Genomic DNA, 15,619 nt, shown 5'->3' with positions numbered 1-15,619 from the left:
CGGCACAGATTTGACGACCAACGAAAGATCGCCTCAAATGCTCCGACATCTGACTGTGCCTTGAGGCCGCTGTGGGGGCTGCGCCGTGACTGACCAAACCATCCTGCGGGTCGCCTGGCTCTATTACATGGAGAACCTGACCCAGGCCGAGATCGGCGAGCGGCTGGGGCTGACCCGCGCCCGCGTCAATCGCATGCTGTCGGATGCCCGGCAGACCGGTATCGTCAACATCCGCCTCAACTCCGCCTTTGCGAGCTGCACGGAGCTGGAGCATCGCTTGCGCCGGGAATGCGGTCTCGAGGACGCGGTCGTCATCCCGAGCCCGGAGAATCCCGAGCAGGCCGGCAGCCTGATCGGGATGGCGGCGGGCGCGTATTTATCGAAATTCCTCGAACAGAAGCGGCCGCGCATCATCGGTATCGGCTGGGGCGCGACCTTGCGTGAGACCATCCGTTACGTCACGCCGGCGGACTATCCCGAACTCTCCATCGTCTCCATGATGGGGGGCCTGTCGCGTGGACTCGAGCTCAACACCTTCGAGATTGCGGGTGAGCTAGCGCACCGGCTGCACGCCCAGTGCAGCTATCTGGCCGCCCCGATCTTTGTCAGCAGCCGGCGCTCGCGCGACACCTTCCTGGCCCAGGAGGTCTATCAGGAGGTGCTGAACAGCGTTGAGAAGATCGATCTAGCGCTATTGAGCATGGGAGATCTGACGCCGCGCTCGCTGCTGATGCGGCATGGGCTGCCGCCGGACGTTCGTGCCGAGCATCTGCGGGCGGCAGGCGCCGTCGGCGACGTCCTGGCGCAGTTTCTCGACAAGACCGGCCGGCCCATAGATCACGGCATCAACAGCCGCGCCATTGCGCTGCCGCTCGAGAAGCTGGCGCGCGTGCCGACGTCAATGCTGATCGCCGGGGGGCTCAACAAGGCGCCGATCATCGCCGCGGTGCTGCGCGGCCGGATCGGCAAGGTGCTGGTGACGGACGAGAACACCGCCGTCGCCGCGCTGAAACTGATCGACAAGCAAAAATAGCCGCATTCTCGCAACGAAGAGGGGATCCGCGCCTTCGGCACCGAGGGCGCGAGCCCCCGTGCGCGCCGAACGGCCTGCAAAAGCATTTGTCACTTCGATATTACATATGTAATATAGGAGAGACAACTGCTCAGAAGGATGGCGTCGACATGCGCGCTGCGGTGCTCCAGGACATTCGTGACATCCGCGTCCTCGATATCCCCGAGCCGAAGCCGCTCGCGGAGGACGAGCTCATCATCCGCGTCAAGGCTGTCGGCGTTTGCGGCAGCGATTTGCATTCCTATCTCGAGGGCGGAACAACTGGCCCGACCCAAGTCAGGCCGTTCGTCCTGGGCCATGAGTTCTCGGGTGTCCTCACACCGGACTCGGCGCGAAAAGCGGGGTTCTCGGCCGACGCGTTGGTGGCGGTCGATCCTTCCATTCCCTGCGGCCATTGCGAATGGTGTCACCGCGGTCACACCAATCTCTGCCCCAATGTGAAATTCCTGGGCTACGCGCCGCACAACGGCGCCATGGCCGAATTCGTCTGCGTGCCCCGATCCGCCGTGCATCTGGTGCCTGACAGCATCGATCCGGCCGGCGCGGCGATCCTGGAGACGCTTGGCGTCGCGATCCATGCGATGGATCTGGCGCGCCCGCGGCTTCTGGAAAGCGTGGCAGTGCTCGGCTGCGGGCCGGTGGGATTGCTGCTCGTGCAACTGGCGCGGCTTGCAGGTAGCGGAAAGATCATCGCGATCGACCCCGTCGGGCAGCGTACTGCACTGGCCTGCGACCTCGGGGCGGACGTAGCATGCCGCAGCTACGCTGAGGTCGGGGACGCCACCGAAGGCCGCGGCGTCGATCTGGTGATCGAAGCAACCGACTCATCGCACGGCTTCGAGCATGCGGCGCGCTGCGCCCGGATCGGTGGCCGGGTCGTCCTCGTCGGCATCCCGGAGAATAATCAGTACATCCTCAGCGGCGCCGAGTCGCGTCGAAAGGGCCTGTCGATCAAGTTTTCACGGCGCATGCCGGAAGTTTATCCGCGCGCCATCGCGCTTGCGCAAGGCGGGCAGGTCAAGCTGGCACCGCTGGCCACGCATCGTTTCTCGCTCGACCAGACGCCTGTCGCGTTCGAGCAGCAGGTCGCGCGGCGCGACGGCATCATCAAGGCGATCATCTGCCCGTAGATTGAGTGCTATCTCGCAAGTGCTCGGCAGGACTGGTGCCAATGGCGAAATCGTCGAAGCTGGTCGTCGCAAGAAAGGGACGCGTCCTGATGGTCAGACGCAGGCGCGACGGGCTCTGGATGTTTCCCGGCGGCCGAAAGCGGGCAGGCGAGAGCGACAGGAGATGCCTTCGTCGTGAGATCAAGGAGGAGCTTCCCAAGCTGAAGCTCGGGCCGTTGAAACTATGGAAGGAAGTGAAAGCGAGAAAGAGCCGAACCGGCCGGCGGATGAGTGATGCGATCTTCCTGGCCAAGAAGGTGTCGGGGCGGCTGAAGGTCGGCGACAAGAAGGAGATCGATCGAGCGGTTTGGCGCAAGCCGCGCGGCGCCAGACTGACCCCGACCTCGCGCTACATCCGCGATAAGCTGTTTCCGAGATAAAGCTCCGTCATCGCAGCGCCTGGCGCAGGAGAGCCAGCAGTTCCTCGTGGATCAATCCGTTGGAGGCGATCTTGTCGAGATCGTCGTTGCGGCACGGACGCCCCGTCAGTGTCGTGACCTTCCCGCCGCCGGCCCACACCATCGGCAATGCGGCAGCGTGCGAAACGATGTCGGCTTTCAATGAGACGAAGCCGTCCAGGCGACCCGAGGCCACCATCGTCGTCTCGAAGGCACCCGAGACGACGATACGCACGCCGCGCGCCACTTTGCCGAGCAGTTCGATCACACGCGTCGTCTGCTGGACTTCGTCGGACGAGAAATGCGAGGTCAGAATCACCGAGACGACCGCATCTGACAGCGAACGCGTCGTCGAGACGCGGGCGGGTACGCCATCGATCGTTGCGCCTTCCCCCGCGAGATAGCGCGCAGTCAGTCCGATCTTGGGAGCGTTGATGAGGCCAAGTTTCGTCTCACCGCCGACCTCGTAGGCGACCGTCACGGAAAACCACGGCAGTCCCCGCGCGTAGTTGATCGTACCGTCGAGCGGATCGATGATCCAGCGCGCAGCATTGTCCCCTTGGCTCGCGCCGCTCTCCTCGGCCAGGATGCCGGCATCCGGCGTCAGCGACTTCAAACCCGCGACGACGATCGCCTCGGAGGCAAGATCCGCCTCGGTGACGATATCGAGCCCGTCCTTGCGCTCTGTGCGTAGCGGCGTGGATTGCATCGCGACCAGCCTGGCCGCAGCCTCAGCAACGACGGCCTCTGCGCGCCCTAGCAGCGTCGGAAGGCTCTTGCGCTCCTCGATTCCCGGATCGTCCCGATCGGGCGCGATGTCGAACGGACGACCATAGTCTCCGATCGGGACGAGATGGCTGCTGATGCCCATGTCCGGCCGCCAACAGTGCAAGGCAAATCCCGGCGGCTCCTTGATGAAACGGTTACCACGACCGGGCCGCAGGTCGAGCGCGACCTGGTGCGCCGTGCTCGCCGCCACATAGCCCACGGTCCCCGCGTAGCGCACCGTGATCGAGCGGTGATAGTGACCGCACAGCACGCGTTCGATATCCGGATGGTCCTTGATGATTGCGTCGAGCGCTGTAGCGTCGCTGATACCCAGCTCGTCCATTCCGTCGGCTCCGACGAGGAATGGCGGATGATGAATGATAATGACCGTCGGCTTGCCGCGGCTTTCCGCGAGCACTTCGCGTAGCCACTGCTGCCGTGCCGCGCAGAAAGTCCCGTTGGTCTGTCCGACCTCGACGCTATCGAGGAAAATCAGCCGGACCGGGAAATCGTCCACGACAAAGTCGATGAAGCCGTCGGACGGAAGATAGCGGTAGCGTGGTCGCAGCGACCGTCTGAACTGCTCGCGCCGGTCATGGTTGCCGGGAATAACGAATACCGGCATCGGTAGTCTGGCCAGGCCAGCGGCGACAGTCTCGTATTCCTCCTCGAGCCCGCAATCAGTCAGATCGCCGCTGACCACGACGCAGTCGGGTTGCGGATCGAGGTTCAGCACGGCGTCGATCGCCTCGTGAAACATCGCGTTGGTATCGATGTCGCCGTAAGCTTTCTTGCCATGCGGACGCACATGGAAATCGCTCAGCTGGGCAATGATGAACACGGGAGTCCTGTTCCGGAGAGAAGGGCCTTTACCAGCGCTTGGCCACTGTGGCCGGCTGTCCGTTGCTTACGAGCTCTTCATCAAGACGTTGCTTTCCTTGACCATGCGATCGAGCCCGGCCTCCGCGGTCGTCTCGCCGCGCATGACGGCATGGATGATCTCGCGCTGCGTGCGCCAGATCTTCACGGACTGTCCGCCCGGATAGCCCTGCCATGGCTTCGCGCGCTCGATCTGCTGCGACACGGTGCGGAAGTTCGGGTTCTTGTCGTAAAACGGAGCCAGGAAGTCGGGCCCCGAGGCGCGCAAATTGGTCGGCATGTAGCCCGTGGTCTCCACCACGATCTTCTGCGCTTCCGGTCCGCTCACGAATTTCAGGAACTCCCAGGCGGCCCGCTGCTTTGCCGGATCTTTCGCCGTGATGATGGCTGCGTTGCCGCCGGTGGGCAGTCCACCTTTCTGCTTGTCGTCGATCGGGAAGGTGCAGGTGCGCAAGGTGAACTTGTCGCCGATCAGGTCCGTGACCTGGCGCAACCGGGCCGGCGTGTCGGCGAAAATGCCGATTTTCCCGGCGATGAACTGCTGGCGTGAGGAGTCCCAATCGATCAGCGGCATCTTGGCATCGGCCACGAACCGCCGGCAATGGGCCAGGGCCTTTTGCCCGGCCTCGTTGCCGAAACCGGCAGTGGTTTCGGATGCGTCGAGCATCTGACCACCACCTTGCAGGATCAGGGAACGGAACAGCCAGTCGTCGGGCCAGTCATGGATGTTATAGGCTATGCCGGCGACATCGGCTCCCTTGCTCTTGATGTTGACGGCGAGGGCGATCATGTCCGTCCAGTTGTCGGGCATCTTGTCCGGATCGCCGCCCGCTTCCTTCACGAGCTGTGTGTTGAAATAGATGACCGGCAGCGACGCATTAAATGCGAGGCCGTAGATCTTGCCGTCGACCGCCCCGAGGGCCAGGATTCCGTCGGAATAGTTGGCCTTGCGCCAGGCGGCGTCCTCCTTCTGCAGCAGCGAGGCGACCTCGGTGATCTGGTTGCGTTTCACCAGCGTGCGCACGAGCTCGGCGAGCAGGTGATAACCCGAATAGTAGACGTCGGGCAGCTGGTTGGTGACGGCCTGCCGCAGCATGGTCTGATGACCTTCGTCATAGCTCGCCGCCGGCGCCCGGAACTGGATCTTGATGCCCGACTGCCGCTTCATGAACTCCTGGGCGATCGGCTCATGGAACTTCGCGAAGGCAGGAAAGGCATAAAGCACATCCAGCGTCACGTCCTGCGCGTCAGCCGTTCGCGTCAGGAACGGGCTTGAAAGCGCGGTCGTCCCGACGGCCGCGGCGCTTTTCAGGATGTCTCGGCGATGCAGCATGACGGTGTCTCCCCTGGCGGTTGTTGAAGTCATTTGATTCCGGTCATCGTGATGCCGGCAATGAAATGCCGCCGCGCGATCAGGAACGCGATGACCAGTGGCGCCGTGATGATGGTGGCGCCGGCGGCGAGCGCCCCGTAATTCGAGCCCAACTCGGAATCGGCGAAATACATCATGCCGAGCGGCGGCGTTGCGAGCTTGGTGTCGGAGACGACGATGAGCGGCCAATACAGGTCGTTCCAGTGCGCCACGACAGAGAAGATCGAAAACGCCGCGATCGCCGGCCATGCGCTCGGCACAACGATGCGCCACACGATTTCGAACTCACCGACACCGTCGAGCCGCGCGGCCTGGATGATCTCATCCGGATAGGACTTGAAGAACTGGCGGAACAGGAAAATCGCGAACACCGACAGGAAGAAGGGCATCATCATCGAGAGGTAGGTATTGAGGATGCCGAGCTCGGCGAACGCGATGTAGAGCGGGAGCGAGGGCGCCTGGACCGGAATGCAGAGTCCGAGCAGGACAAGCGAAAACAGGATCGGCCGTCCCGGAAACTTCAGCTTGGCGAGCGCATAGGCGCAGGGAATTGCGACCAGCAGCTGGACGACGAGGATTCCGCCGCAGACGATGAGACCGTTGAGCAGAAAACGCAGCAGTGGTGCGGTGCTCAGGGCAGATTCGAAGTTCTGCCATCCGTAGAACTGGCGCGGCCAGAGCCGGAACGTCGCCTCGAAGATCTCACCCGGCGGCTTGATCGCGCTCGTCAGCATGAAGACGAACGGCAGCAGCATGAAGACTGCGCCGCCGATCAGCACCGCGTGGACGAGCGCAAGCGACACGAGGCGCCGCATCCGGATCGCCACCGGTGTCGGCGGGCGAGTGATCGTGGCCGAGTTGCGCATCAATAGTGCACCCGTCGATCGAGGATGAAGGTTTGCAGCACCGAGAACACCAGCGTGAACGCCAGGAAGACGAGTGTGAGCGTCGCCGCATAGCTCATGTGAAAGTACTGAAATCCCTCCAGATAGATGGCATACAGCAGCACCTCGGATGCGCCTCCGGGGCCACCCCGCGTCATCACCGCAACCGTGTCGAAGATCTTGAAGGCGGTGATGAAGGTGGTCACGGTCACGAACATCGTCGTCGGACCAAGCATCGGCCACGTCACTTTCAGGAAGCGGTCAATGGGATGGCTCGCGCCATCGATGTCGACGGCCTCGTAGAGATCGCGGGGGATCGCCGAAAGGCCGGCGAGGAACAGCACCATGTTGAAGCCGACGAGCTGCCAGATGCCGATCGCGGCGAGCGTCGGGATGACGAGACGCGGCTCGCTCAGGAAAGCCGTCTCCGCGAACCCCAGTCCCTTGAGCGCCTGATTGATGAGCCCCAGGGTCGGGTGCAGCAGGAACTGCCACATCGTGGCCATTGCGATGAGCGTCGAGGTGACGGGGAGGAAATAGATCACTTCATAGAGGCTGCGCGTGCGCTTGCGCTGGTGGATCAGGATTGCGACCAGCAGCGAGATCAGGACGCCGCCGGGCACGACAATCGCCACGTAGAGCAGGGTATTGGTAATCGAGCGTCGAATCACGGGATCCTGCAGCGCCGCGCCGAAGTTCTTGAAGCCGACGAACGAGAAGTCGAGCGCACCCAGCTCGTAGTTGGTAAAACTCAGGAAGGCGAGAGCAGCCAGCGGCGCCAGATTCGTCAGGACCAGCAGGATGAAGGCCGGCGCGGCAAAGCCCAAGCCCGCGAACCGCTCGACCCATCGCTGGCGGCCGGCTGGCGGCGCCGCGACGAGCGGAGTGACTAGAGCCGCGACCGTGGTCATCGGGCCTCGCTCGTGCGGCGCACATCGCGGCCGGCGGCATTGCGGCTTTCCACCTCGATGCGGCGGCCGTTGTTGTCGAAGACGTGGCAATCCCGTGGCTCGAAGGCGAGCGGGACCTCGCCCTCGGGGATCGGGATGCTGTTGTCGACCCGGCAGAGCACCGCTACTTCCGGGGAGGCCACGAGATCGAAGTGAAGGATGCTTTCCGAGCCGAGATTTTCGCGGCGCCGGAACCTGCACGTGACGGCGCACGGTCCGCCTCCGATCCGCATCGCGTCCGGACGCACGCCGACCGTCAGTTCCGGCGTCGGCGCGTTGCGAACATCGATCGGCAGCGTCCGGCCGAGCAGCTCGACGTGACCGCTGGGCCCCACATGGGCCGGAAATAGATTGATCGCCGGACTGCCAATGAACTGCGCGACCGCGGTCGTGGCGGGCCGTTCATAGACCTCGGCGGGGGTGCCGAGCTGGAGTATGTTGCCGTGATCCATCACGGCAAGGCGATCGGACATCGTCATCGCCTCGATCTGGTCGTGTGTCACGTAGATCATCGTGGCGCCGAGACGCGCGTGCAGCTCGGTCAGCTCGCCACGCATGTGCACACGCAGCTTGGCGTCGAGGTTCGACAATGGCTCGTCCATCAGGAAAGCCTGGGGATGACGCACCATTGCGCGGCCGAGCGCGACGCGCTGCCGTTGCCCGCCCGAAAGCTGTCCGGGGCGGCGGTGAAAGAAGGATTCGATGCGAAGCTGCTCCGCGACGGCCCGCACCTCACGCGCGATCTCGTCCATGATGCGCCTGCGGCGAGGCGACAGATGACGCATCAAGGGCAGGCGCTCGAACAGGTTGAGGCGCGTCATGGTGAGGGGCAGCGCGATGTTGTCGAACACCGACATGTGGGGATAGAGCGCGTAATTCTGGAACACCATGGCGATCCTGCGCTCGTGAGGCCGCATATGGTCGACCGACGTCCCGCCGATCGACACCGAGCCGCGGTCCTGAGGTTCGAGGCCGGCGATGATGCGCAGGAGCGTCGACTTGCCACAGCCGGAGGGGCCAACCAGCGTCAGAAATTCGCCGTCCGCAATATCGAGGTCGATGTCGTTGAGGACGGCCGTGTCGCCGAAGGCCTTATGGATGCCGCGCAATGTGAGGCCGGCCATCGCAGCTCACGCCTCAGCTTCGCGCGGTGGATAGACTTCGTGCACGACGTCGTCGATCCAGTAATCGGTAAGGCCGGGCACCGGACGAATGCTCACGTCGATGTTCTCGCCGTTGATGTCGTAGACCACCGCCCCAAGCCGGGCAGCGCCGCCCATCGGCGGCGCCAGTTTCTCACCGACCAGAAAGCCGGCCGCCGGCCCCCAAATGTAGTGCGTGCCGTTCAGCCGGATTTCGTGCCACCGATGCAAATGCCCACTGGCCACGATCTCAACCCGGTAGCGTTGCAGCAGATCGAGGAGGGCGCGGCGCGGCTCCGGCTTGACCGACCAGTAACCGGTGTCGGCCTCGGTCGGTGACTCGATGAACAGCGGCCGGTGCGTGAACCAGGCAAGGCGACGTCCCGCAGCATCGGCCATCGCGGCCTCGAGCCATTCGGTCTGCCGCGCCTCTTCGGGGCCGCCGCCGAAGATCATCGAATTGAGGCCGATCAGGCGCCAACCGTCCACATCGCGTAGCCAGCGGTCGTCGCCGAAGTGGCGGCGAAAGCGATCGAGCCGCTCGCCATTTACCGGCTGATGCGGATTGCCGACCTCGCCGACGTCATGATTTCCCGGAACCACCACGACAGGGACGCCGAGCGAGGCCAGTTGGGTCGCGCAATATGCTGCGTCGGTTTCCTGATCGGCTGCATCGACCGTCACATCGCCGGTATGTATGACGAGATCTGGCTTATGCTGCGCGATCCAACGCGCAAGGGGCGCCCAGTTTGCCTCGAAGTGCTGCTTGCTGGGGCTGAGATGCGTATCGGAAATCTGAACAACTCGGACCATGACGCCTCTGCTATGGGTCGCGTGTCACGCCGCGCGTCGACCGCGCAGCGGTCTCTCGCTCGATTCGAATGCGCTGCCCCGCGCCGCGCGGAGTGGGGCGGTCATTGTAGTCGTGAGATCTGAAGCTTCCGGCGCTCTCCCTGGCTGACGATGCCGCTTAAGCGGCTTGTGTCATTTCAATCAACTATACATATGATCGGTCATTGTGACAAATGTAATTCACGACAAGACAAGCGGATCATGCGCGGATGTGAGCAACCGGGTGTGTGTCGTCTGACCAGGGCGGGAAATTTCGGTCTGCGCGGTCGCGATTGAATGGGCTCAGCGTCTGCGCAACCTGGATTCACATTGCCGACCGAATATGATCGAAGCCGATATCTCCCAGCTGAGTGCTCGAGGCCCTTTGCTGCGTGTCCTATGAGTGGCGTGTGCCCTCTCGCTGAGCGTTTGCGTGACGGGTGCACCGGGACTCCGAAGATGCGATTTCCACTTCCAATTCAAGGTTTCGGAAGCCTTGGCACACCAGATTTCTCAATCGGTCCAATCACATCAAGGGCCGGGCAGAGGCGAATATCTCAGTAAATGAACGGGTTAGATCGGAAGTTTTCCATAGCCCCCATGATCGATTGGGAATTTAGGTCTTTCAATCACTTAGATGGCAGCGTGTGCACTACGTGTGCACCGGGGTTGAGCAGGGCCATTCGAAATGGGACAGGACCAAGCCAGCACTGCCCGGTAACAGGGGCAACCATTGATGCTGTAAGAATGACCACCGCTGCGACTGCGTTGTGGCGCCAAGAACCGAGTTCTGGCGGCGACTCGAATTTGACGGGCGCTCGTTGTGGCGCCAGGTGGCAGCTCTACGGCGCAGGTGGTGCCTGTGCTTAGATATGAATCGCATGCCCCAGCGACTTCAGCGCAGCTTCGTGAAAGGCTTCGCTTTGGGTTGGATGCGCATGGATGGTCATGGCGATATCCTCCAGCCGCGCGCCCATCTCCAGCGCAAGGGTGAAGGCTGCCGAAAGCTCGGCGATGCCGGCGCCGACGCCCTGGATACCCAACAGGAGGTGATTGTCGGCTCGCGCGACCGTCCGGATGAAGCCGTCTTCCCGATCCAGCGTCAATGCGCGGCCGTTGGCCTTGAACGGGAAGAGGTCCGTCTTGACGTCGAATCCCCTGCTGCTCGCCTCGTTGGGTGACAGGCCGACCGTCACGAGCTCGGGGTCAGTGAAGCAGATCGCCGGGATCGAAACCCGGTCCCAGGCGCGACGGCGGCCGGCAACGATCTCGGCTACCATCTCGCCTTGCGCCATGGCGCGATGCGCCAGCATCGGCTCTCCCGTGACGTCTCCGATCGCAGAGATGCCGTGCATCGAGGTACGACATCGGTCGTCAATTCGAATGAAAGGTCCGTCCATATCGAGATCGAGCTGCTCGAGGCCGAAGCCGCTTGTCAGGGGTCTGCGGCCGACCGTGACAAGGATCTTGTCGGCTGCGAGAGAAACCTGCTCACCATCGGCGGTCTCGACCGCCAGCGCCGTTCCGTCGGTGGCGAGTGCTTTCACCTTTGCCTCCGTCAAAACCGTGACCCCGAGCGCGGTCAGGCGCCTTGCGACGGGCTCGCTCAAGTCGCGATCATATTGCGGGAGAACGCGTGGCGCGGCCTCCACGACCGTGACGGTCGCGCCGATTTTCGCGAATGCAGTACCGAGCTCGAGGCCAATGTACCCGCCGCCGACCACGACGAGCCTCTTAGGGATTTCGGTGAGCGCCACAGCCTCGGTCGAGGAGATCACGCGGCCACCGAAGGGAAGAAACGGCAGGGCGACCGGCTCGGAGCCTGTCGCAATCACCACCGTTTCGGCATGGATCACCTGCCGGCCGGATTGCGTTTCGACCTCGACGGTCTTGCCGTCGCGGAAGCGAGCATAGCCGGCCACGAGCCTGACACCGGCCCTTCTCAAGAGACCAGCCACACCGCCGTTCAGACGTCGGACGATATTGTCCTTCCAGGCGATGGTCTTGGCGAAGTCGAGAGACGGCTTCGCCGTGGTGATGCCCAGTGCGCTCTCGCCCGCCGAGGCGCGCGCAATGGTTTCATACTCGCCGGCCGCATGGATCAAGGCCTTGGAAGGAATGCAGCCGACATTGAGGCAGGTTCCACCCGGCTTCTCGGCCTCGACGATGATCGTATCGATGCCGAGCTGGCCGGCACGGATCGCGCAGGTGTAGCCGCCGGGGCCCGCGCCGATGACAAGGAGCTTGCAGGTGATCTCGGTCATCATCCTACCCGTCAATGAAGATCATGGCGGGTGTCTCCAACTGGGTCTTGATCCGCTGCACGAACTGGGCTGCATCGAACCCATCGATGACCCGGTGGTCGAAGCTGGACGACAGGTTCATCATCTGACGCGGCACGAAGGCGGCGCCATCCCAATGCGGACGGATCGCGATGCGGTTGACGCCGACGATCGCGACCTCCGGATGATTGATGATGGGCGTCGTCGCGAGCCCGCCCAGCGCGCCGAGCGATGTGATGGTGATGGTCGATCCGGTGAGCTCGTCACGGGTGGCGCTGCCGTTCCGAGCCGCTTCCGCGAGCCGTGCCACCTCGGCGGCGCAACTCCAGAGGTCGCGCGCTTCCGCATGCCGGACGACGGGGACCACGAGGCCGGCCGGCGTTTGCGTGGCGATCCCGATATGAACGCCTGCGTGCTGGTGAACGATCCCGGCCTCGTCGTCGAAATGGGCATTGAGATGCTGCTGCTCGGCGATCGCGCGCACCATGGCGCGCATCAGGAACGGCAACATTGTCAGTTTGGGTCTACCCGGCTGCTTCTGGCTGTTGAGCTTCGCGCGCAAATCCTCGAGCGCGGTGACATCGACCTCTTCGACATAAGTGATGTGCGGAATGCGCGAGCTCGCAACGGACATCTTCTCGGCGATCTTGCGTCGCAAGCCGACGATCTTGATGTCAGTGACCGCGGTTTGCGTTGGATACGGCGTCGCCGTTCCGGTGCGGCCGCGCGCGAGATGGGCGTCGAGATCATCATGGGTGATCCGCCCGGCGGGGCCCGTGCCCCGGATCTGACGCAAGTCGACGCCTGCCTCCCGCGCGCGGAGCCGAACCGCGGGGGCGGCGAGAGGTCGATCGCCTGCGTCGTGGGGTGGCGCCGCAGAGGGCTGCGACTTCAGCATGTTGGGCGGCTCGCGCGCGATGCACGGGGCGCTTGCGGCGACGTCAGGCTTTTTGGCCAAAGTGCTTGCCGTGGACGATGCTGACTTCACTGCCTCCGCCGCTGGCGCGCTTTTGCCGTCCACCTCCAGCCGAACAAAGTCCGAGCCGATGGCGAGAACGTCGCCCACATTGCCGGCGAGCCAGATGACCCGTCCGTCCGTCGGTGAAGGAATTTCCACCGTCGCCTTGTCGGTCATGACGGCACCGAGCACGGCGTCTTCGCGCACGACATCGCCGACCTTCACGTGCCATTCCACGAGCTCGGCCTCCGCAATGCCTTCGCCGACGTCGGGCAGCCTGACCACGCGCTCGGCCATCTCAAGCCTCCAGCGTTTCGATCAATGCGCGGCCGACACGCGCAGGGCCCGGAAAATAGTCCCATTCCTGCGCATGCGGGTAGGGCGTGTCCCATCCGGCGACACGCACGATCGGGGCTTCCAGATGATAGAAGCATCGTGTCTGGACCAATGCGCAGAGCTCAGCACCGAAGCCAGAGGTCAGCGTCGCCTCGTGCACGATGACGCAGCGTCCGGTCTTCTTGACCGAGGCTTCGATGGTGTCGAGATCGAGAGGCAGCAGCGAGCGAAGATCGATGATCTCGGCATCAATGCCGGATTCGGTCGCGGCGGTCTCGGCGACGTGCACCATCGTGCCGTAGGCGAGGATGGTGACGGCCTCACCCGGCCTGCGGATCGCGGCGCTGCCGAGCGGAATTGCAAAATGTCCGTCGTCGACTTCGCCGAGATCATGCTTCGACCACGGCGTTACCGGCCGGTCGTGATGACCGTCGAATGGACCGTTATAGAGCCGCTTCGGTTCGAGAAAGATCACGGGATCGGGGTCCTCGATCGCAGAGATCAACAGGCCCTTGGCGTCCCGTGGGTTCGACGGCACGACGGTCTTGATACCGCAGACATGCGTGAACAGAGCTTCCGGGCTCTGGCTGTGTGTCTGGCCGCCAAAAATGCCGCCGCCGGTCGGCATGCGGACCACGAGCGGGCAGGTGAATTGACCGTTCGAGCGATAGCGCAGCCGCGCGGCCTCGGAGACGATCTGGTCGTAAGCCGGATACATGTAGTCGGCGAACTGGATTTCGACGCAGGGTCTCAGGCCGTAAGCCGCCATGCCCACTGCGATGCCGACGATACCGAGCTCGCTGATCGGGGTATCGAAGCAACGGCTCGTTCCGTATTTCGCTTGCAGGCCCTGGCTGGCGCGGAACACGCCGCCGAAATAGCCGACGTCCTCGCCGAACACGACGACGTCGTCATCGCGCGACATCATCACATCCATGGCCTCGCGAATCGCCTCGATCATGGTTTTGCGCGGCATCGCTCAGACTCCCGCTTCCTGGCGCTGGCGGCGCAGATGTGGCGGCATATCCGCGAACACGCCTTCGAACATGTCACGCGCCGAGGCATGCTGAGGTGAATGCAGCGTGCCGTAGCCCTCGGCCTCCTTCTGCGCCGCGATCACGGTGTCCATGATCTCCGCCTCGGCCTGCTTGTGTCGTTCCTCCGACCAGGCGCCGCGCACGATCAAATGATTCTTCAGCCTGATCACGGGATCTCCGAGCGGCCACGCTTCGGACTCCGTCTTCGGCCGATAGCCCGCGGGATCGTCCGAGGTGGAGTGCGCGCCGACGCGGTAGGTCACGTGCTCGATCAGGGTCGGGCCAAGATTGCGGCGTGCACGCTCGCACGCCCATTTCGCAACCGCGTGGACGGCGAGGTAGTCGTTGCCGTCGACGCGTAGAGCCGGAATGCCGAAGCCGAGGCCGCGCGCCGCGAACGTGCCGGAGCCACCTCGCGCGATGCCCTGGAAGGTCGAGATGGCCCATTGATTGTTGACGATGTTGAGTACGACCGGCGCGCGATAGGTCGAAGCGAACACGAGGGCCGCGTGGAAGTCGGATTCTGCCGTTGCGCCATCGCCGATCCAGGCGACCGCGATCTTCGTGTCGTTCTTGATTGCCGAGGCCATCGCCCAGCCGACCGCCTGAATGTATTGGGTGGCAAGATTTCCCGAGATCGTGAAGAAGCCGTGCTCCCTTGAGGAATACATCACGGGCAGCTGGCGCCCCTTCAGGGGGTCGTGTGTGTTGGAATAGATCTGGCAGGCCATCTCGACCAGGGAGTAGCCGCCGGCGATCAAAAGCCCGGCCTGGCGATAGGTCGGAAAATTCATGTCCCCCGGATTGAGCGCCTTGCGGAAGGCGCAGCTCACGGCCTCTTCACCCATGTGCTGCATATAGAACGAGGTCTTGCCCTGACGCTGCGCCATCTGCATGCGCGCATCGAACGCACGCAGCGTCATCATGTGACGCAGGCCCTCGAGCAGTTCGTTGTCGGAGAGCGCACCTGCCCAGGAACCGACGGCCTGGCCGTCGCGATTGAGCACGCGGATAACCGAGAAGGCGAGATCACGAATCGTCTCGGCATCCACGTCGACGTCGGGACGATTGACCTGGCCTGCGCGCGGAATGCGGATGTTGGAGAAATCCGGCGCACCACCCGGGCGCACCGCCGGCTCCGGCACGTGCAGCCTCAGTGGCGGATGCTCGGCGGATGGAGCCGCCCCGTCTTGCGGGATCATGTCACGGATGAGGTTGGGGTCGGACATTGGCTTTCACCTCTCACCTCGATTGCATCGACGCAGAATAACGCACCAACGCGGCGAACGAGCCGTTCGATGACGTCGCGGTCATTGATGTCTATGGAAGCCGAGATGCGGCAGGCATCCGCATCCGCCCGCGCACTGAGAGCAGCAAGCGGCAGCCCTGCGACACGGGTCTGGTCGAGCAGGCGGCCGAGTGCGGCGTGCATATTGCTGGTCTGCAGTTCGAGAACAAACACCGCATGCGTCTCATTGTATTAAGTACATCGTACTGGCAAAAGCCAGGATTGTCGTTCTTTTGATCTGGGTGTAGTCGCA

Annotated in this window: 14 protein-coding genes; 3 read left to right on the top strand and 11 right to left on the bottom strand. The window is 63.4% G+C overall.

Annotation, left to right across the window (positions count from 1 at the left end; genetic code table 11):
* Positions 1-85 precede the first annotated feature (85 nt).
* From RAD04_RS26510 to RAD04_RS26500, 3 genes are all read left to right on the top strand, one after another.
* On the top strand, positions 86-1,033 hold the full coding sequence (locus RAD04_RS26510) for a sugar-binding transcriptional regulator (protein ID WP_461626127.1): 948 nt from the start codon (positions 86-88) through the stop codon (positions 1,031-1,033).
* 149 nt (positions 1,034-1,182) lie between these two features.
* Positions 1,183-2,202, top strand: a complete 1,020-nt coding sequence (locus tag RAD04_RS26505; protein ID WP_461626126.1) for a zinc-dependent alcohol dehydrogenase — start codon at positions 1,183-1,185, stop codon at positions 2,200-2,202.
* Positions 2,203-2,243: 41 nt separating this feature from the next.
* The gene (locus tag RAD04_RS26500; RefSeq protein WP_461626125.1) at positions 2,244-2,621 is read left to right on the top strand and encodes an NUDIX hydrolase; all 378 of its coding nucleotides are present in this window, start codon (positions 2,244-2,246) and stop codon (positions 2,619-2,621) included.
* Positions 2,622-2,628: 7 nt separating this feature from the next.
* Here the strand turns inward: RAD04_RS26500 and RAD04_RS26495 are convergent, their stop codons facing one another.
* The 11 genes from RAD04_RS26495 to RAD04_RS26445 form a co-directional block, all read right to left on the bottom strand.
* Entirely contained in the window at positions 2,629-4,248 is a 1,620-nt protein-coding gene (locus RAD04_RS26495; protein WP_461626124.1) for an inositol monophosphatase family protein, read from the bottom strand.
* A 66-nt stretch (positions 4,249-4,314) separates the two neighbouring features.
* Positions 4,315-5,619, bottom strand: coding sequence for an ABC transporter substrate-binding protein (locus RAD04_RS26490; protein ID WP_461626123.1), 1,305 nt, complete (start codon positions 5,617-5,619; stop codon positions 4,315-4,317).
* 29 nt (positions 5,620-5,648) lie between these two features.
* Entirely contained in the window at positions 5,649-6,473 is an 825-nt protein-coding gene (locus RAD04_RS26485; protein WP_091953789.1) for a carbohydrate ABC transporter permease, read from the bottom strand.
* A 50-nt stretch (positions 6,474-6,523) separates the two neighbouring features.
* Entirely contained in the window at positions 6,524-7,453 is a 930-nt protein-coding gene (locus RAD04_RS26480) for a carbohydrate ABC transporter permease (protein ID WP_461626122.1), read from the bottom strand.
* Positions 7,450-8,616 carry an ABC transporter ATP-binding protein gene (locus RAD04_RS26475; protein ID WP_461626121.1) on the bottom strand — a complete coding sequence of 389 codons (1,167 nt, stop codon included), beginning with the start codon at positions 8,614-8,616 and terminating at the stop codon, positions 7,450-7,452. Before RAD04_RS26475 ends, RAD04_RS26480 begins: the two co-directional genes overlap by 4 nt.
* A gap of 6 nt (positions 8,617-8,622) precedes the next feature.
* Entirely contained in the window at positions 8,623-9,447 is an 825-nt protein-coding gene (locus tag RAD04_RS26470) for a metallophosphoesterase family protein (protein ID WP_461626120.1), read from the bottom strand.
* Positions 9,448-10,331: 884 nt separating this feature from the next.
* Complete coding sequence (gene lpdA / locus RAD04_RS26465) at positions 10,332-11,729, bottom strand: dihydrolipoyl dehydrogenase (protein ID WP_461626159.1); 1,398 nt, start codon at positions 11,727-11,729, stop codon at positions 10,332-10,334.
* A gap of 4 nt (positions 11,730-11,733) precedes the next feature.
* A complete protein-coding gene (locus RAD04_RS26460; RefSeq protein ID WP_461626119.1) occupies positions 11,734-13,002 on the bottom strand; it encodes a dihydrolipoamide acetyltransferase family protein in 1,269 nt (422 codons plus the stop codon).
* A gap of 1 nt (position 13,003) precedes the next feature.
* Positions 13,004-14,017: an alpha-ketoacid dehydrogenase subunit beta gene (locus tag RAD04_RS26455; RefSeq protein ID WP_461626118.1), complete on the bottom strand. Its 1,014-nt coding sequence runs from the start codon at positions 14,015-14,017 to the stop codon at positions 13,004-13,006.
* 3 nt (positions 14,018-14,020) lie between these two features.
* On the bottom strand, positions 14,021-15,280 hold the full coding sequence (locus tag RAD04_RS26450; RefSeq protein WP_461626158.1) for a thiamine pyrophosphate-dependent enzyme: 1,260 nt from the start codon (positions 15,278-15,280) through the stop codon (positions 14,021-14,023).
* Positions 15,277-15,540: a hypothetical protein gene (locus tag RAD04_RS26445; protein WP_461626117.1), complete on the bottom strand. Its 264-nt coding sequence runs from the start codon at positions 15,538-15,540 to the stop codon at positions 15,277-15,279. Before RAD04_RS26445 ends, RAD04_RS26450 begins: the two co-directional genes overlap by 4 nt.
* Positions 15,541-15,619: the final 79 nt, after the last annotated feature.

This window comes from Bradyrhizobium sp. 25ACV, from assembly GCF_054863005.1.
This window is presented reverse-complemented; position numbering and strand designations above follow the sequence as displayed.